20 protein-coding genes and 1 riboswitch are annotated in these 16,694 nt (G+C 59.5%); of the genes, 12 read left to right on the plus strand and 8 right to left on the minus strand.

The window, feature by feature from the left end:
• Positions 1-147 precede the first annotated feature (147 nt).
• Positions 148-1,134, minus strand: coding sequence for an NAD(P)/FAD-dependent oxidoreductase (locus PG5_RS24190; RefSeq protein WP_020799752.1), 987 nt, complete (start codon positions 1,132-1,134; stop codon positions 148-150).
• Between the two features lie 198 nt (positions 1,135-1,332).
• On the opposite strand from PG5_RS24190, the gene PG5_RS24195 reads away from it, so the two are divergent.
• Both PG5_RS24195 and hemH read left to right on the plus strand, forming a co-directional pair.
• The gene (locus tag PG5_RS24195) at positions 1,333-2,235 is read left to right on the plus strand and encodes a TIGR01777 family oxidoreductase (protein ID WP_042955700.1); all 903 of its coding nucleotides are present in this window, start codon (positions 1,333-1,335) and stop codon (positions 2,233-2,235) included.
• 13 nt (positions 2,236-2,248) lie between these two features.
• Positions 2,249-3,274 carry a ferrochelatase gene (gene hemH / locus PG5_RS24200; RefSeq protein ID WP_020799755.1) on the plus strand — a complete coding sequence of 342 codons (1,026 nt, stop codon included), beginning with the start codon at positions 2,249-2,251 and terminating at the stop codon, positions 3,272-3,274.
• A gap of 97 nt (positions 3,275-3,371) precedes the next feature.
• On the opposite strand, the gene PG5_RS24205 is transcribed toward hemH, so the two are convergent.
• Both PG5_RS24205 and upp read right to left on the minus strand, forming a co-directional pair.
• Positions 3,372-4,646 (minus strand): uracil-xanthine permease family protein, encoded by a 1,275-nt coding sequence (locus PG5_RS24205; protein ID WP_020799756.1) that lies wholly within the window; start codon positions 4,644-4,646, stop codon positions 3,372-3,374.
• A gap of 2 nt (positions 4,647-4,648) precedes the next feature.
• The gene (gene upp / locus PG5_RS24210; protein WP_008060213.1) at positions 4,649-5,287 is read right to left on the minus strand and encodes a uracil phosphoribosyltransferase; all 639 of its coding nucleotides are present in this window, start codon (positions 5,285-5,287) and stop codon (positions 4,649-4,651) included.
• A gap of 162 nt (positions 5,288-5,449) precedes the next feature.
• On the opposite strand from upp, the gene PG5_RS24215 reads away from it, so the two are divergent.
• From PG5_RS24215 to PG5_RS24230, 4 genes are all read left to right on the plus strand, one after another.
• Positions 5,450-6,007, plus strand: coding sequence for a hypoxanthine-guanine phosphoribosyltransferase (locus PG5_RS24215; protein ID WP_020799757.1), 558 nt, complete (start codon positions 5,450-5,452; stop codon positions 6,005-6,007).
• 3 nt (positions 6,008-6,010) lie between these two features.
• The gene (locus PG5_RS24220) at positions 6,011-6,484 is read left to right on the plus strand and encodes a WbuC family cupin fold metalloprotein (protein ID WP_020799759.1); all 474 of its coding nucleotides are present in this window, start codon (positions 6,011-6,013) and stop codon (positions 6,482-6,484) included.
• A 16-nt stretch (positions 6,485-6,500) separates the two neighbouring features.
• Complete coding sequence (locus tag PG5_RS24225; RefSeq protein WP_020799760.1) at positions 6,501-6,986, plus strand: hypothetical protein; 486 nt, start codon at positions 6,501-6,503, stop codon at positions 6,984-6,986.
• A 63-nt stretch (positions 6,987-7,049) separates the two neighbouring features.
• A complete protein-coding gene (locus tag PG5_RS24230; protein ID WP_020799761.1) occupies positions 7,050-7,337 on the plus strand; it encodes a PA4642 family protein in 288 nt (95 codons plus the stop codon).
• 87 nt (positions 7,338-7,424) lie between these two features.
• Here PG5_RS24230 and mqo read toward each other — a convergent pair whose 3' ends face one another.
• Together mqo and PG5_RS24240 are read right to left on the minus strand one after the other, a co-directional pair.
• A complete protein-coding gene (gene mqo / locus PG5_RS24235; protein WP_020799762.1) occupies positions 7,425-8,933 on the minus strand; it encodes a malate dehydrogenase (quinone) in 1,509 nt (502 codons plus the stop codon).
• A gap of 740 nt (positions 8,934-9,673) precedes the next feature.
• Positions 9,674-9,907: a hypothetical protein gene (locus PG5_RS24240; protein WP_020799763.1), complete on the minus strand. Its 234-nt coding sequence runs from the start codon at positions 9,905-9,907 to the stop codon at positions 9,674-9,676.
• A 199-nt stretch (positions 9,908-10,106) separates the two neighbouring features.
• Between PG5_RS24240 and PG5_RS24245 the strand changes: the two genes are divergently transcribed.
• Both PG5_RS24245 and PG5_RS24250 read left to right on the plus strand, forming a co-directional pair.
• Positions 10,107-10,691, plus strand: a complete 585-nt coding sequence (locus PG5_RS24245) for a YajG family lipoprotein (RefSeq protein WP_008060219.1) — start codon at positions 10,107-10,109, stop codon at positions 10,689-10,691.
• A 274-nt stretch (positions 10,692-10,965) separates the two neighbouring features.
• A complete protein-coding gene (locus PG5_RS24250; RefSeq protein ID WP_020799764.1) occupies positions 10,966-11,244 on the plus strand; it encodes a hypothetical protein in 279 nt (92 codons plus the stop codon).
• Between the two features lie 55 nt (positions 11,245-11,299).
• Here the strand turns inward: PG5_RS24250 and PG5_RS24255 are convergent, their stop codons facing one another.
• Entirely contained in the window at positions 11,300-12,466 is a 1,167-nt protein-coding gene (locus PG5_RS24255) for a 1-acyl-sn-glycerol-3-phosphate acyltransferase (RefSeq protein WP_020799765.1), read from the minus strand.
• Positions 12,467-12,605: 139 nt separating this feature from the next.
• Here PG5_RS24255 and PG5_RS24260 point away from each other — a divergent pair, with 139 nt between their 5' ends.
• The 4 genes from PG5_RS24260 (at position 12,606) to PG5_RS24275 (ending at position 14,702) form a co-directional block, all read left to right on the plus strand.
• A complete protein-coding gene (locus PG5_RS24260) occupies positions 12,606-12,788 on the plus strand; it encodes a CPXCG motif-containing cysteine-rich protein (protein WP_020799766.1) in 183 nt (60 codons plus the stop codon).
• Between the two features lie 9 nt (positions 12,789-12,797).
• Positions 12,798-13,058 carry a putative signal transducing protein gene (locus tag PG5_RS24265; protein WP_020799767.1) on the plus strand — a complete coding sequence of 87 codons (261 nt, stop codon included), beginning with the start codon at positions 12,798-12,800 and terminating at the stop codon, positions 13,056-13,058.
• A gap of 35 nt (positions 13,059-13,093) precedes the next feature.
• On the plus strand, positions 13,094-13,717 hold the full coding sequence (locus PG5_RS24270) for an SOS response-associated peptidase (RefSeq protein WP_020799768.1): 624 nt from the start codon (positions 13,094-13,096) through the stop codon (positions 13,715-13,717).
• 166 nt (positions 13,718-13,883) lie between these two features.
• Positions 13,884-14,702, plus strand: coding sequence for a M48 family metallopeptidase (locus PG5_RS24275; protein WP_020799769.1), 819 nt, complete (start codon positions 13,884-13,886; stop codon positions 14,700-14,702).
• 138 nt (positions 14,703-14,840) lie between these two features.
• On the opposite strand, the gene PG5_RS24280 is transcribed toward PG5_RS24275, so the two are convergent.
• Both PG5_RS24280 and PG5_RS24285 read right to left on the minus strand, forming a co-directional pair.
• Positions 14,841-15,425 carry a TMEM165/GDT1 family protein gene (locus PG5_RS24280; RefSeq protein ID WP_020799770.1) on the minus strand — a complete coding sequence of 195 codons (585 nt, stop codon included), beginning with the start codon at positions 15,423-15,425 and terminating at the stop codon, positions 14,841-14,843.
• A gap of 90 nt (positions 15,426-15,515) precedes the next feature.
• Positions 15,516-15,638, minus strand: a riboswitch (yybP-ykoY riboswitch).
• A gap of 40 nt (positions 15,639-15,678) precedes the next feature.
• Positions 15,679-16,677: a class I SAM-dependent methyltransferase gene (locus tag PG5_RS24285; RefSeq protein ID WP_020799771.1), complete on the minus strand. Its 999-nt coding sequence runs from the start codon at positions 16,675-16,677 to the stop codon at positions 15,679-15,681.
• Between the last annotated feature and the right edge of the window lie 17 nt (positions 16,678-16,694).

The raw sequence follows: 16,694 nt of genomic DNA on the forward strand, positions 1-16,694 counted from the left end.
GAACACCTCGGAATCTAAACCTGTACAGAGCTGAAAGTCTGTACAACATAGGTTCATCATAGATTCAAAGGTGTACAAGTCAAACTGTTTGTACAGGATTGTTGGCGGCTCCTACGGTTACCAGCCTTCAACTCGGTCTAATGCAGTTCACTGCAAGTGTGCATGCAAGCGTCGGGCAGCTTCCTGGCCGCTGAGCCAAGCACCTTCGACGCGTCCGGAAAGGCACCAGTCGCCGCACGCATACAGGCCCAGGTCCGCATCAGCCAGGGTGCCCCACTCATGGCTGCTGGCAGGGCGGGCATAGAGCCAGCGGTGGGCCAGGCTGAAGCTGGGTGCGGGCATGGCATCGTGCAAGAGCTCGGCGAACGCGCCGTGCAATTGCTCGATCACTGCTTCTTTGGGCAAGTCGATATGCTGGCGACTCCAGGCACTGTTGGCGTGCAGCACCCAGGTGTCGAGGGTGTTGTCGCGCCCTGGTTTGCTGCGATTACGAGCCAGCCAGTCAATCGGACTGTCCTGCACGAAGCAGCCTTCCATTGGTGTTTCCAGGGGGGTCTCGAACGCCAGTGCAACGGCCCAGGTAGGGTCCATTTTTACCCCGGCGGCGGCGCCAGCGAGTTTTGGCGCGGAGGCCAGCAGCGCGGTTGCCTGGGGTGCCGGGGTGGCGATGACCACATGGCTGAACGGACCATGGGTGAAGCCTTCGGCATCCTGCAGGTGCCAGTGTTCTTCGCCGCGATACACCTCGGTGATCCGGCAGGCGAAATGCACTTCCAGGTCGCCCAGCAGGGATCGGGTGATGGCGCTCATCCGCGGGGTGCCAACCCAGCGCGTCTGCTCGTCCGGCGACAGATCGAGCCGGCCACCATGGAAGGTGTATAGCTGCGGAGTCCATTCGGCGACCCAGCCACGGGCCTGCCAGCGCTGGACTTCGGTGACAAAACGACGGTCGCGGGCGGTGAAATATTGCGCGCCCATGTCCAGGGCACCCGCATCGCTGCGCTTGCTCGACATGCGTCCGCCACTGCCGCGGCTTTTATCGAAAAGTTGCACGACATACCCCAGGTCGGTCAGGGCTTGTGCGGCTGAGAGTCCGGCAATGCCGGTGCCGATGATTGCGATAGGTACAGTCATAAGGGCCTCGTTTACCTGTCTGTACAGACTACGCCGGGGTTGAAACCTGTACAATATTGTTTTTTGGTATAACTTTCAGCGTTCTCGTTCTGACAGCTTGGCCTATTGTTAAACACAGAGCCTACCCGATACCAAAAGATCCCTTGCTTATAAAAATAGACTAGTGATCAGGGTAAAACGCCACGCGAGGAAGAAGTCATGCACATATTGCTGACCGGCGGTACTGGTTTGATAGGACGTCAGCTCTGCCGGCACTGGTTGAGTCAAGGACATCGTCTTACGGTCTGGAGCCGCACGCCTGCAAAGGTCGCCAAGATCTGCGGCGCCCAAGTGCGCGGCATCGGGCGGCTTGAAGAAATCGGACAAGACCCGCTCGACGCCATCGTCAATCTGGCCGGTGCCCCCATTGCCGATCGCCCATGGACCCACAAACGCAAAGCCCTGTTGTGGAGTAGCCGCATCACCCTGACTGAAACCCTGCTGGCATGGCTCGAAAGCCGTGAACAGAAGCCGCCGGTCCTGATTTCTGGGTCCGCGGTCGGTTGGTATGGCGATGGCGGTGAGCGCGAACTGACTGAGGAGTCACCACCGGTCATCGATGATTTTGCCAGTCAGTTATGCATTGCCTGGGAGGAAACTGCCCAGCGCGCCGAAGGTTTGGGCATTCGCGTGATTTTCATTCGTACCGGACTGGTGTTGTCGGCAGAGGGCGGCTTTTTGTCGCGCCTGTTGATACCGTTCAAACTGGGACTGGGCGGGCCTATCGGCAGTGGCCGGCAGTGGATGCCGTGGATCCATATCAACGATCAGATCGCCCTGATTGATTTTCTTCTGCACCGGCAAAGCGCCAGTGGTCCTTATAATGCCTGCGCGCCCAAACCGGTGCGCAACCGAGAATTCGCCAAGACGTTGGGCAGCGTGCTGCATCGCCCGACGTTCATGCCCATGCCGGCCCTGGTATTAAAGGTAGGCCTGGGTGAATTGTCATTGTTGTTGCTGGGCGGCCAGAAGGCAGTACCGACTCGCTTGCTGGAAGCGGGATTCACTTTCCAGTTCACTGATTTGCGCGCGGCCCTGGACGACCTTTCCAGCCGCCTTTGAAATAGGACGTTGCATGACCGATCACGCGTTGCTTCTGGTCAACTTGGGCTCACCAGCCTCCACTTCGGTGGCGGATGTGCGCAGTTACCTCAATCAATTTTTGATGGACCCGTATGTGATCGACCTGCCATGGCCGGTGCGACGCTTGCTGGTTTCGCTGATCCTGATCAAGCGTCCCGAACAGTCGGCGCATGCCTACGCATCGATCTGGTGGGACGAGGGATCGCCGCTGGTGGTGCTCAGCCGTCGCCTGCAGCAGGCCATGACTGAGCAGTGGCATCACGGCCCGGTGGAATTGGCGATGCGTTATGGCGAGCCATCGATTGAATCGACGTTGGTACGCCTGGCGGCCCAGGGTCACAGGAAGATCACTCTCGCACCCCTTTATCCACAGTTCGCCGACAGCACCGTGACCACGGTGATCGAGGAGGCCAAGCGAGTGGTGCGCGAGAAGCGGCTGGATGTGCAGTTTTCGATTCTCCAGCCGTTCTACGATCAACCGGAATACCTCAACGCGCTGGTGGCCAGCGCCAAGCCGTATTTGCTGCAGGGTTACGATCACCTGTTGTTGAGCTTCCATGGATTACCGGAGCGGCACCTGAGCAAGATCGACCCTACCGGTCACCATTGCTTCAAAAGCGCTGATTGCTGCCAGACCGCTTCGCCAGAAGTATTGGCGACCTGCTACCGCGCCCAATGCCTGCGCACGGCATCCGAATTCGCCAAGCGCATGGGATTGCCGGATGGCAAATGGTCGGTGTCGTTCCAGTCGCGCCTTGGGCGCGCCAAGTGGATTGAACCCTACACCGAGGCTCGCCTGGATGAGCTTGGCAAAAGCGGCGTGAAAAAGGTGCTGGTGATGTGCCCGGCGTTCGTGGCCGATTGCATCGAGACGCTGGAAGAAATCGGTGATCGGGGGCTGGAGCAGTTCCGCGAAGCGGGAGGGGAGGAGTTGGTGCTGGTGCCGTGCCTCAACGATGATCCGCAGTGGGCGAAGGCGTTGAGTGCGTTGTGCGAACGAGCACCGCTGGTGCTTTAAAAGCTTCGCGAGCAGGCTCGCTCCCACAATAGATCTCCTCTGTGGGAGCGAGCCTGCTCGCGAAAGCTATTTCATCGACGGTGATGAACTCAAGCCATTACAACAGCGGATCTTGCGCCTTCTTGTGCTTCCAGCTGTCATTGCCCGGCAGGATCAGGTTCAGCGCAATCGCCACCACCGCGCACAGCGCGATGCCTTTGAGGCCGAAATCGTCCGGGCCAGTGCCCGTGCCGACCAGCACGCCGCCAATACCGAACACCAGCGTCACCGAGACGATCACCAGGTTGCGTGCTTCACCCAGGTCGATCTTGTGGCGAATCAGGGTGTTCATCCCCACGGCCGCAATCGAGCCGAACAACAGGCAAAGAATCCCGCCCATCACGGGTACCGGAATGCTTTGCAGCAGCGCACCGAATTTGCCGATGAACGCCAGGCTAATGGCGAAGATCGCCGCCCAGGTCATGATTTTCGGATTGTAGTTCTTGGTCAGCATCACCGCGCCCGTCACTTCGGCATAGGTGGTGTTGGGCGGACCGCCGAACAGGCCGGCGGCGGTGGTGGCAATGCCATCGCCCAACAGGGTGCGATGCAGGCCAGGCTTCTTCAGGTAATCGCGACCGGTCACGCTACCCACGGCGATCACGCCGCCAATGTGCTCGATGGCTGGGGCCAAGGCTACCGGAACGATGAACAGGATCGCCTGCCAGTTGAATTCTGGCGCGGTGAAGTGGGGAATGGCGAACCATGGTGCAGCGGCAATTTTCGCGGTATCGACCACACCAAAGTAGAACGACATGGCAAACCCCACGAAGACGCCGGAAATGATCGGCACCAGGCGGAAAATGCCTTTGCCGAACACTGCGACGATCAAGGTGGTCAGCAACGCCGGCATCGAGATCAGCATCGCCGTCTGGTAATGAATCAGTTCACTACCGTCACCGGCCTTGCCCATCGCCATGTTGGCGGCGATCGGCGCCATTGCCAGGCCGATGGAGATGATCACCGGGCCAATCACCACCGGTGGCAGCAGGCGGTCGATGAAGCCGGTGCCTTTGATTTTCACTGCCAGGCCGAGGAACGTATAGACAAAACCGGCCGCCATCACGCCGCCCATGGTCGCAGCGAGGCCGAATTGGCCCTTGGCGAGAATGATCGGAGTGATGAACGCGAAGCTCGATGCCAGGAACACCGGCACCTGGCGCCCGGTGACGACCTGGAACAGAATCGTCCCCAGGCCTGCGGTGAACAGTGCCACGTTGGGGTCGAGCCCCGTGATCAGCGGCATCAACACCAGGGCGCCGAAGGCCACGAACAGCATCTGGGCGCCAGACAGCACCGTGCGCCAGAGCGGATCGTTGAACTCTTGCTGCATGCTCACGCGTCCTTCTGCTTGGTGCCGAAGATCTTGTCGCCAGCATCGCCCAGGCCCGGGATGATGTAACCGTGTTCGTTGAGTTTCTGGTCAATGGACGCGGTGTAGATGATCACGTCCGGGTGAGCTTTCTCGACCACGGCGATACCTTCTGGTGCAGCGACAAGGACCATGGCGCGAATGTCCTTGCAACCGGCTTTTTTCAGCAGGTCGATGGTGGCAACCATCGAGCCGCCGGTGGCGAGCATCGGGTCGATGATCATTGCCAGGCGTTCGTCGATTTCCGGCACCAGCTTCTCGAGGTAGGTGTGGGCTTCGAGGGTTTCCTCGTTGCGGGCCACGCCCACGGCGCTGACTTTGGCGCCCGGGATCAGGCTCAGCACGCCTTCGAGCATGCCGATACCGGCACGCAGGATCGGCACGACGGTAATTTTCTTGCCGGCGATTTTCTCGACCGACACGGTGCCGCACCAACCTTCGATGTCGTAGGTTTCCAACGGCAGGTCTTTGGTGGCTTCATAGGTCAGCAGGGCGCCGACTTCCTGAGCGAGCTCGCGGAAATTCTTCGTGCTGATGTCTGCGCGGCGCATTAGGCCAAGTTTGTGACGGATCAGCGGGTGGCGGATCTCGAGGATGGGCATGGGAAAGGCTCCGGCGGCGGGCAAAAAAACCGGGCTAGATTAATCTATCCGAGGGTGATGTCCTATAGACATAGAGTACGTTAGTCCACAATCGCTTGATCTGGCCTCACTTGATGCGTACCTTTGCCGACTTTTCCGAAACTGCCCCCCCTGGAGAGCGCCATGTCCGCTGATCTCGAGCATATCCGTCAAATCATGCGAGAGGCTGACTGCCTGTACACCGAAGCTGAAGTCGAGGCGGCCATCGCCCGCGTCGGTGCACAAATCAACGAACAATTGGCGGACAGCAATCCGGTGGTGTTCTGCGTGATGAACGGCGGGTTGATTTTCTCCGGCAAACTGCTCACCCATCTGCAATTCCCGCTGGAAGCCTCCTACCTGCACGCCACCCGCTATCGCAACGAAACCAGCGGCGGCGAGCTGTTCTGGAAAGCCAAGCCTGAAGTGTCGTTCATCGACCGTGACGTGCTGATCATCGACGATATCCTTGACGAAGGTCACACCCTGGGTGCCATCATCGACTTCTGCAAGCACGCTGGCGCGCGTAAAGTGCACACTGCCGTGCTGATCGACAAAGACCACGACCGCAAGGCTCGTCCGGACCTGAAGGCGGATTTCGTCGGTTTGCCTTGCATCGACCGTTACATCTTCGGCTACGGCATGGACTACAAAGGCTACTGGCGCAACGCCAACGGGATTTTTGCCGTTAAAGGAATGTAAGACATGACCTCGCCTCGCTTTCTTGACCACACCTTGTTCGCCGAATTGGCCGAGAAAGCGGCGGCCAACCCTCGTGGACGCCAGCATCACAACTTCCACCAGATGGAAGACGCCTGCCATCGCATGGCCGTGGGCTTGCAACCCTCGACGTATATCCCGCCTCATCGTCACCTGGGCGACAACAAGGCTGAAACCTTGCTGGTGCTCAAGGGGCGGCTGGGCGTATTGATCTTCGATGAGTCGGGCGCAGTCCTGAGCAAGACGGTGCTGCAGGCCGGTGGCGACTGTGTCGGCGTGGATTTGCCTACGGGCGTGTTCCACGGGCTGGTGGTGCTCGAAGCCGATAGCCTGATGTTCGAGTGCAAGGCGGGTCCCTATCGCCCGGTGGGCGAAGGTGAACTGGCGCACTGGGCGCCACGTGAAGGCGAACCCGGTGTTGCCGAGTATCAGGCCTGGATGCGCGCACAGTTCGATTGATCACTTGGAGCTTTTCATGAACCTGTTGATCCGCTGCTGCGCCGCCCTGTTGCTGACCCTCAGCCTGCCCCTGGCCGCCGCCCCCGCGCCCATGCACGCTCAATTCCTGCCGCCGGACGACTTGGCCCTGCGTGATGCGCAACCAGAGCAGCAACAACTGCTGCAAGTCACCGAGTATTCGGTGGTGGTCGGCAGTCAGCGTCAGTCCAGCCAGCAGCCGATCCCCGTCACTTCGCCGTTGCTGATCCGCCTCAAGGGCAAATCCTTGAACAAGGGGGCGACCATCAGTCAGGTGCTGGTCAATTTCGATGGCGAAAGCAAAAGCCTGAAAAAACCGCTCTACGACGACAAGAGCAAGACGCTGACGCTTTATTACCCGCAGGCTCAATACCGGGTGATCATGGATTTGTTGCGCAACGACACGGTGTATTGCCAGTTTCTCAGCTATGCCAACGGCCACATCTGGGCCGATCTGCACACCGGGGCAGTTCGTCCGCGTTGAGCCCGGCGCCCGCGCAGGGGTAAACTGCCCGCCCCGTGAAATGTCTGCGAGCTGGAGTCGGCAATGCGTAAAGATAAGAAACAAGTGATTGGTGACGAGATCGGCGATGAGCAGATCAAGTTGTTCCTCGATTTCGAACCGGTCGACGCGACTTCTCCGTCCCTGCACAAGCTGATCAAGGCGTACCGTGGTCTGCGGATCGACGACTTCGAGCGTTTCCTGACGTTCTTTGTCGAGGCCGGTTATGACGTGAACGGCAAGGACGAGCATGGCAAAACCTTCATTGCACTGATCCAGGATCAGCGCAATGCGCCGGAATACATCGAGCTGATCGAAAAGGCCCGTGGCTGATCTATCTGTGGCGAGGGTATAAATCCCCCCGACATAAAAAAACGCCCCGCCATCAATGATGGACGGGGCGTTTTTCATGGGGTCGGATCAAGCGTAGCTTTCAGTCTCGCTGCTGGCTTCAACCAGTTCCAGGGCGACGTTGTTCTGCGTGTTGATCTTGCGATACAGCGCCGCGTCGGTTTCCAGGACTTTCTCCCGCGCCGGGAAGATCTCTGCCAGCTTGGCAGCCCATTCACCCTTGGCTTTGCCTGGGAAGCATTTTTCGATCAGTTCCAACATGATCGAAACCGTCACCGAAGCACCTGGCGAGGCGCCGAGCAGGGCGGCAAGGGAGCCGTCCTTGGCCGCGACCAGTTCGGTACCGAATTGCAGGACGCCGCCTTTTTTCGGGTCTTTCTTGATGATCTGCACCCGTTGGCCGGCCACTTCCAGGCGCCAGTCTTCGGCTTTCGCTTCGGGGTAGAAGCGACGCAGGGACTCCAGGCGCTGCTCCATCGACTGCATCACTTCGCTGACCAGGTACTTGGTCAGGTCCATGTTGTTTTTTGCCACCGCCAGCATCGGGCCGATGTTGCCAGCGCGAACCGACATCGGCAGGTCCATGAAGGAGCCGTGCTTGAGGAACTTGGTGGTGAAACCGGCGTATGGTCCGAACAGCAGGGATTTCTTGCCGTCGACGACGCGGGTGTCCAGGTGTGGGACAGACATCGGTGGCGAGCCCACGGCAGCCTGGCTGTAGACCTTGGCCTGGTGATGCTTGACCACTTCCGGGTTGTCGCAACGCAGCCATTGGCCACTGATGGGGAAACCGCCGAAGCCTTTGCTCTCTTCGATGCCCGAAGCCTGCAACAGAGGCAATGCCGCGCCACCCGCACCGAGGAAGACGAACTTGGCGTCGACTTCACGGCTGTTGCCGCTGTTGACGTCCTTGATGCTCACGGTCCAGCCGCCGTTGTTGCGCTTGAGGCCGGTTACGCGCTTGCAGTACTTGACCTGGGCATCGGGAGCGCTGGTCAGGTGCTTGAGCAGCTGGTTGGTCAGGGCGCCGAAGTTGACGTCGGTACCGTTGATCACGCGAGTGGCCGCAAGAACTTCGCCAGGATCGCGCCCCGGCATCATCAGCGGCATCCACTCGGCCATCGTGGCCTTGTCTTCGGTATATTCCATGTCGGCGAAGGCGTGGTGCTTGTGCAGTACGTTGAAGCGCTCCTTGAGGAACGACACGCCGCTCTCGCCCTGCACGAAACTCAGGTGTGGCACCGGGCTGATGAACGATTTGCACGAGCCGAACGTGCCTTTCTTGGTCAGGTATGACCAGAATTGCTTCGACACCTCGAACTGGGTGTTGATGTGCACGGCTTTCTTGATGTCGACGGTGCCATCGGCAGCCTGCGGCGTGTAGTTCAGCTCGCACAGGCCGGCGTGACCGGTACCGGCGTTGTTCCACGGGTTGGAACTCTCCGCGGCACCGGAATCCATCAGCTCGACGACTTCCAGCTTGATCGCGGGGTCGAGCTCTTTGAGCAGTACCGCGAGGGTGGCGCTCATGATGCCGGCCCCTACCAGTACTACGTCGACTGCTTCGTTATGCGCCATTTAACGCGTCTCCAAAATCTGCAGCACCAAATTGACGGCATGGCTGCCAGGAGTGACGGGGCGTGTCTGTGTTGCCCCAGGTACCCATGGCAGGATCGCCATGTCCGAATCTTCGCAATTTTTCGCAACTTCGACGGACGCTACCTGCCGGGTCTAATAAGAGTCCCATGAACTCATTTCAACGTGCGACTGGCAATTCGACTTATGGTCGATACATCCGCTTGTGCAACCAAATCCGTAGCGGACAGGCTTCAGGCTCCGGTATTCGAGGTGTACTCGGTCCTGTGTCGTTGGGCTGTACTGGACGCTAATGGTGCATATTCAGACGCAAAACTATTCATTTGCTCGCCACACTCTTGTGAAGTTGTGAAAACCCGTTTTTTTCACGCTCTTTTGAAGACGTGAACCTCAAAAAAGGGCTGTCCCAGCCTGGCACCGTGCCCGGATGATTGGCCGCCAAGGGAACCCAGGCAGGCAATACGGGCAAACAGCTCAGTGACCGAGCGTAATGACAGCTCTGCAGATTCGCGAAAAGTGGAGGTTGTGCTTGAGGAACAGCAAGCGCGCCAGCTTCACTCGATCTGTGTGGGCGGCTCTCTGTGGGCGGTGCGGGGTGCCAAAACCGAAGCATTGACGATGCTGCGAGGCCCGATCAGGAGACGTCCTTATAATCGGGGGGAGATTGTAGCGAAGAAACGCAGGGAATTGGTCGTGTTTAATGACTTTTATTAGGCGTCTGGTCAGGTCGCCATCAGGTTTTGTACCCGTGAGCGCGGTGGGTGCTGGCTGACACGCGCACTGGCAGGCAGCGGTTGGTGCAACCAGTTGAGGCGAATTTCTTCGATTTCAACCCAGCCATCGCCCATGGGCTGGAGGCTGCACTGCTTGAATGCCAGGCAGAGGCCGTTGCTGTCGAGCAGGGCAAAGCAGCGGTGCCGTGGACGTGGTGCGAACAGCGAAACGAGGAAACGCATGGCGACGTACCGTGTGGGGGGCTGTTGCAAAGAATGGCAGCGAGCCGTTACGTGCAAGTGTATGGGGGGTGACAGATGCGTGACAGGAAGGGGATTCTGAAAGTTTTGTCAGAATTTTCTGCAATGGTTGCGCTGGTTCGCTGCAGCGACGCACCGCTATACTGCGGACCTGTTAGTGCCTGATTCTGGAGAGAAGAGAATGTTGCAACGCCTGTTGTTCGGTTTGATCACTGTGACCAGCTTGACGTTGGTCGGCTGCGCCCACAGCCCGCAACAACTGAACCCGGAACCCAAGCTGACGGCTCAATTGGCGCCGGTCGGCCACGGCCAGCCGGTGGTGGTGCGAGTGGTCGACGGGCGCCCGTCGCCAACCCTGGGCACCCGTGGCGGCCTGTACCCGGAAACCAGCGCGATTACCGTGCAGGGCGCACAGATCCTGCCGAAACTGCAGGCGCAGGCTGAAGCGGCCGTGCGATTGCTGGGCTTTACTCCGACGGCGAATGCGCTGAACGCCCCACAAATCACCGTGACCCTGGCCGAATTGAAGTACCAGTCGCCGAAAGAGGGCATGTACGTGACCGAGGCAACCATTGGTGCGACGTTCCGTTCCGATGTACAGAATGCCAACCGTCGCTACAGCGGTCGTTACGGCGCGTCCCTGGACCAGCGTTTCGGCATGGCACCCAACCAGGAAACCAACACCAAGCTGGTCAGCGACGTGTTGAGCGATGCGTTGACCCGCTTGTTCAAGGATCCAACCGTGGGTCAGGTTCTCGGCGAGTAATGCGAGCCCCGTAGGAGCTGCCGAAGGTTCGGGCCGCGTTCGGACGATCTTTTGATCTTGATCTTCGGCAGTTCCAAATCCCCCAAAAGCAAAGTCAAAAGATCGTCCGAACTCGGCCCGAACCTGCGGCAGCTCCTACAAAAGGATCGCAGGCGGTCTTGAGCAAAACGGCGTTAATTGTCGGAAAGACAGGGAAGGCTGCAAGGCATTCGGTAGAATCACGGCCGCGGTCGTCGGTCGGCGTCTGCCCTACCTGTTTTGTTTGAGGTTCGTAATGTCGCTGCATTTGATGACGCTGTTTACCGCCCATCCGGCAAAATTGATCAACTTGCTGGCTTTGCTGCTGGCCTTCCCGGGCAGTTGGCTGCTGCACGCCACGCGTCGCCGCGAACAGCGCGCGATGGCCAGTCTCCAGGCGCAACGCCAGAGCAGTCCAAGTCAGGAGCCGACGCTGGATTGGGCAACCCTGCGCATGAACCGGTTTTTCTATCGCTTCGGTTTTGCCTGCATGGGGTTGGCGCTGCTGGTGTCGTGGATCAGCACCCAGGTCTGAATCTTTTTATCTGGAACAAAAACGGCGCTCGTAGGCGCCGTTCTCGTATCCAAGGTTAAAGCGGCAATCCAGCCTTCACCCGATACTGATTGCGCACCGGGTTCGCATATTGCAGCACCAGGTACGGGCGATGTTCCTCGGGGCACGCATCCAGGCGTTGCTGCCATTGTTCCTGAGCCTTGGCCAGTTCGTCGGCCGGGAACAGCTTGCTGGCGCTTGGTACCTGCAGTTGCGGGTCGGCACCTTGCCATTGGGCATAGGCCAGGTAGTGCACCGGGAACAAGCGGTAACCGCCAAGGATCTGCTTGTCCATCTCGATCGCCAATTGCTTGGTGTCTTCGAACAACTCCGTGATGGGAGCCGCAAAGTTCACGTGCACCCGGCCCTTGTAGCCGGTGATGCCCTTGGCGATGCTCACGTCATCCTCGCCCGGGGCCTTGGTGTAGCTGCCGGTGGTGGCGCGGATGTAGAGTTCGCGGGCCTTGGCCTGGTCGCACGGGTCGTACTCGTAGCTGATCGACACGGGGGTCAGGTTCAGCGAACGGATGACCTCACCGAACGGCTCGTCCTTGCGGCTCATGTGGAACATCTTCAGGATCGCCGACTCGGTGCGGTCGTCGCCGTCCTTGGCTCGGCCTTCCGCCTGGGCGATCCAGATCGAGGCGCAATCGTTGCGGATCGAATGGTTGATGTACGCCGACAGCAGTTGGTACGCCGCCATTTTCTCGCGACGTCCGGTGATCGAACGGTGCACGATGAAGCTCTTGTTCAGGCGCATGAGATCGCTGACAAAGGGCTTTTGCAGCAGATTGTCACCGATGGCGATGCGCGGGGTCGGCAGGCCGGCGTGGTACACGGCGTAATTGACGAAAGCCGGGTCCATCACGATATCGCGGTGGTTGGCGATGAACAGGTAGGCACTGCCGGACTTGAATTGCTCCACGCCGGTGTACGTCACACCGTCCGTGGCGCGCTCGATCGTGTGGTCGACGTAGTACTCGACTTTGTCCTGCAGGGTGGCCACCGACGTGATACCGGCGAACTCACGGCGTAGCCGATGAGCTATAAGGGGTTTGAGCGCCCAGCCTAAGGCGCCGGCAAAACGCGGAAAGCGGAAGTGGGTGAGGATATCTAGAAACGCCTTGTCGCCGAGCAGTCGTGCCAGCACCGCTGGGACTTCGCTATCGTCGTAAGGTCGGATGGCATCGAATTCGCCCATCATGCTCTCTTGTTAGAAACGGCTAGGGTAAGTAAAGGTTTTGATCGAAAACCAGCAGGGCACGGTCTGAAAAAGTAGCCAGACAAAAATAGCCCTGCAAATAGACCGGCGATTATACGCACAAGTCACCTGGGAGACCGCGATGCTGGAATCTGCACTGTATGAATGTCCGTATTGTGGTGAAGAAGTCGAAACGACGGTGGACTTGTCGGGCGGCGATCAGACCTATATCGAGGACTGTCAGGTATGTTGCCGGCCGATCACGTTCGTGTTGCAGGTTCACGGAGAGGATTGGTTTCTGGAAGTCTTCAGTGAAAACGAGTGAGAGGCGCCCATGCAGCGAATCTACGAACCGGAAAACCTGATGGAAGGCGAGTTGCTGCAGGGCATGCTCGCCAGCGAGGGTGTCGAGGCGCACCTGGTGGGGCGCGATCTGGTGGGCGCCACGGGTGAATTGCCGATCTTCGGCCTGCTGGGACTGGCGGTGGAAAATGACCAGGCTGAATACGCCCGAGAGCTGATCACTGCGTACAATGCTGCGCTGCCGCTGTCCGGCGATGAACCGGACAGCTTTCCCGGCACGCTGGTCTGTTAGGCTGGCGTTCGTTTGATCAAGAGTCGTGCTTCCCCATGTGTGGACGTTATGCCCTGTTTCGCTGGAATCGCGACTTCGCGACCCTGCCAGGTTTTCCGGCCGATCAGCAGGCCCAGTGGAACATTTCTCCCAACGATTCGGTACTGATGCTGCGCGCAGGCCCGGACGGGCAGCGTGAACTGGCCCGTGCCCGCTGGGGCCTGACCCCGCCGTGGCTGACCGATTTGTCCCGCACCCCGGCCCATGCGCGGGCCGAAACCGTCGCCGAACAGCCGATGTTTCGCCAGGCCTTGCGCGAGCGCCGCTGCCTGTTGCCGGCCAACGGTTTCTACGAATGGCGCGGCACCACTCGCAAGCGGCCGTACTGGCTGACACCGGGGGAGGGCTCATCGCTGTTTTTCGCCGCCATCTGGGAGGCCTATCCGGTGCAGGAACAGGTGTGGCTGAGCACGGCGGTGATCACGCAACCGGCGGCGAGTCAGCGTCGACCGTTGATTCTCGATGAAGTGGGGCAGCAAATCTGGCTCGATCCCGAAACCCCGCTGCATGCCCTGCAAGCGTTGCTCGCCAGCGAACCTGCTGCGTTGCGTGAGCGGGTGCTGGCCAACATGGTCAATGATCCGAAGCTCAATGGGCCGGAGTGTCTTACGCCGGGTTGAAAAAGATCGCAGCCTGCGGCAGCTCCTGCTTTGGATGGGCGGGTGTTGTGAATTTTTTCCTGCGTCGGTGAGAGCTTTGCCTGAAAAAAACGTCTTAATTCCAGTGTATCTGGCGTCGATACATTTCCACGCCTAGGATAGGCGGCAGTTTTCATGGAGTCTTTCGATGAACAAGATTTTGGTTGTAGGTGCACTCGGCGCGGCGCTGCTGCTCGCCGGCTGCCAGTCGGTCAACACCACCAGCGGTGGCGCCGTGGGTGTTGAGCGCAAGCAATACATGTTCAGCATGCTGTCCACTGATGAGGTCAATCAGATGTACGCCCAGTCTTATCAGAATACGGTGGGCGAGGCGAACAGCAAGGGTGTGCTGGACAAGACCAGCAGCGATGCCAAGCGCATCCAGTTGATATCCGATCGGCTGATTGCCCAGGCTCCGGTTTTCCGTCCGGATTCGGCCCAGTGGAAGTGGGAAGTCAATCTGATCAAGAGCGATGAGCTCAACGCCAATTGTGGGCCCGGTGGCAAAATCATTTTCTATACCGGCCTGATGGACAAGCTGCAGCTGACCGATGACGAAATCGCCGCCATCCTGGGTCACGAAATCGCCCACGCCCTGCGCGAGCACGGTCGAGAGGCGATGTCCAAGGCCTATGGCATCGAAATGGCCAAGCAGGGCGCCGGTGCCTTGTTCGGCCTGGGCCAGGGTAGCCTGGCTCTGGCGGATGCCGTGGCCAACTACGGCATGACCTTGCCGAACAGTCGGTCCAATGAAAACGAAGCCGACCTGATCGGTCTCGAGCTGGCCGCCCGTGCCGGCTACGACCCGAACGCTGCGATCACCTTGTGGAACAAGATGGCCAAGGCGTCGGAAGGTTCGCCGCCGGAATTCATGAGTACTCACCCGGCTTCGTCGAGCCGTATTTCTTCGTTGCAGGCGGCGATTCCGAAGGTCATGCCGCTTTACGAGCGGTCCAGGAGTCACTGATAAATATGCAGTGAGGCCGCTGCCGCCTTCGCGAGCAGGCTCGCTCCCACATTGGAGCTCAATCTAATGTGGGAGCGCGAGCTTGCTCCGGGCGGCGTTCCGACGAAGAACGATAACGCGGTCTACCGCCCTACACCGTCAAACCCACCCGCTGCTCTGCATCGCCTTGTACACCGCGACAATCGCCAGGACGAAAAATGCCGACGCAGCCAGTCGACGGATCAACGTCAATGGCAGTTTGTCCGCGGCAAAGTTACCCGCCAGAACCACCGGCACGTTGGCAATCAGCATGCCCAGGGTGGTGCCGATGATCACCAGCCACAGTTCAGGGTATTGCGCGGCGAGCATCACGGTCGCGATTTGGGTCTTGTCGCCGATTTCGGCGAGGAAAAACGCAATCAACGTGGTCAGGAACGGTCCGAACTTGCGGGCGGTGCTGGCTTCGTCATCGTCCATTTTGTCCGGCACCAGGGTCCACAGCGCCGTCGCGGCAAAGCTGGCGGCGAGGATCCAGTGCAGCATCGTATCCGAGAAGAAGCTCCCAACCCAGGCGCCTACCGCGCCGGCCGCCGCATGGTTGGCCAGGGTCGCGGCGACGATGCCGGCGATGATCGGCCAGGGTTTGCGAAAGCGGGCGGCGAGAATGAGCGCGAGCAATTGCGTCTTGTCGCCGATTTCGGCCAAGGCAACGATTGCGGTGGGTACCAGTAGTGAATCCAGCATCAGGGGTTTTCCTAAGGGGCGGGTCGACACGGCTATGACACGTACAGCCTTCCCGCCCCGGGTAAGGTGTTCGTGTCATAGGTCTTGTCAAACCCTGCGATCCGTCTGAAGCGGACGCTTGGGTCGCATGCGCCATGGTCTGTTGACCAAGTATGTTGACGCATGCCGGACGAGCATGGCGCTCGTGGGAGACTACTCCCCTAGGACGGAGCGGATTCTGCCTAGGCAGAATCCATTGCGCAAGCACAAAGTTTTATCCGCGTTTGGCACGGTAGATACGGAAACCCTGTCCTTCGGCCTTGATGGCACAAACCCCCAGGTGCTCTTCGATCAGCGGTTGGTACTTGAGGAAGCTATTGGCTACAAGCCGGAGTTCGCCGCCGTTTTTCAGATGTTTGGCTGCTTTTCGCAGCAGGTTCTCTGTGGCGAAATAGTCGGTATGCACCCCGACATGGAAGGGTGGGTTGCTCAGGATGGCGCTCAATCCCATCGGCGCCGCATCGATGCCGTCACCGGTAATCACATCGGCTTCCAGGCCGTTGGCCGCCAGGGTCAGGCGACTGCTGGCAGCGGCAAAGGCATCGACATCCAGCAAGGTGACCTGGTTGTGGGGATAACGACGTTTTACCGCCGCGCCCAACACCCCTGCGCCGCAACCGAAGTCCAGCAAGTGGCCGCTTGGCAGTTTATCCAGGTGTTCCAGCAACAGCGAACTGCCGCGATCCAGTCGACCGTGGCTGAACACGCCTGGCAGGCTGATGACTTTCAACGGGCCTTCGGCCAGCGGCAATTCATAGGTCTGGGCCAAGCTTTCCAGCGGTTTGGCGTCGGGTGCGTTGGCCACGGTGACCAGCCACAGCTGGCAATGCCGCGCACTGTCGAGCTTGCGTGGTTTGCCAAACGGGTTCAGCTGTTTGGCTGCGCCTTCGATGCCGCTTTTTTTCTCACCGACCAGGTACAGCTCGCGACCGGCCAGCCGCGAGGCGAGTGCGTTGAGAATGTAGTCAGTCAGGTCCTTGGACTTGGGCAGAAACACCACGGCGCTATCGAATGCGCGCTCAGGTGCATTAACACCGAAATGGCTGCGCTCGGCAAAGCGCGCATCCAGCGCGGCCTGATCGCCGGCGTGCCAACTCCAGCCATGGGCGTCGGGCAGGCGGCCCAGCAAGTCATCGGCGGGCAGACCGGCCAACAACACCGAACCCTGGAATAATTCAGCCTGACGAAGCAGTACTTCACTGCGCGGATCCATAACTGCTCCTGTGGAAA

The organism is Pseudomonas sp. G5(2012) (genome assembly GCF_000408945.1).
GTDB lineage: Bacteria > Pseudomonadota > Gammaproteobacteria > Pseudomonadales > Pseudomonadaceae > Aquipseudomonas > Aquipseudomonas umsongensis.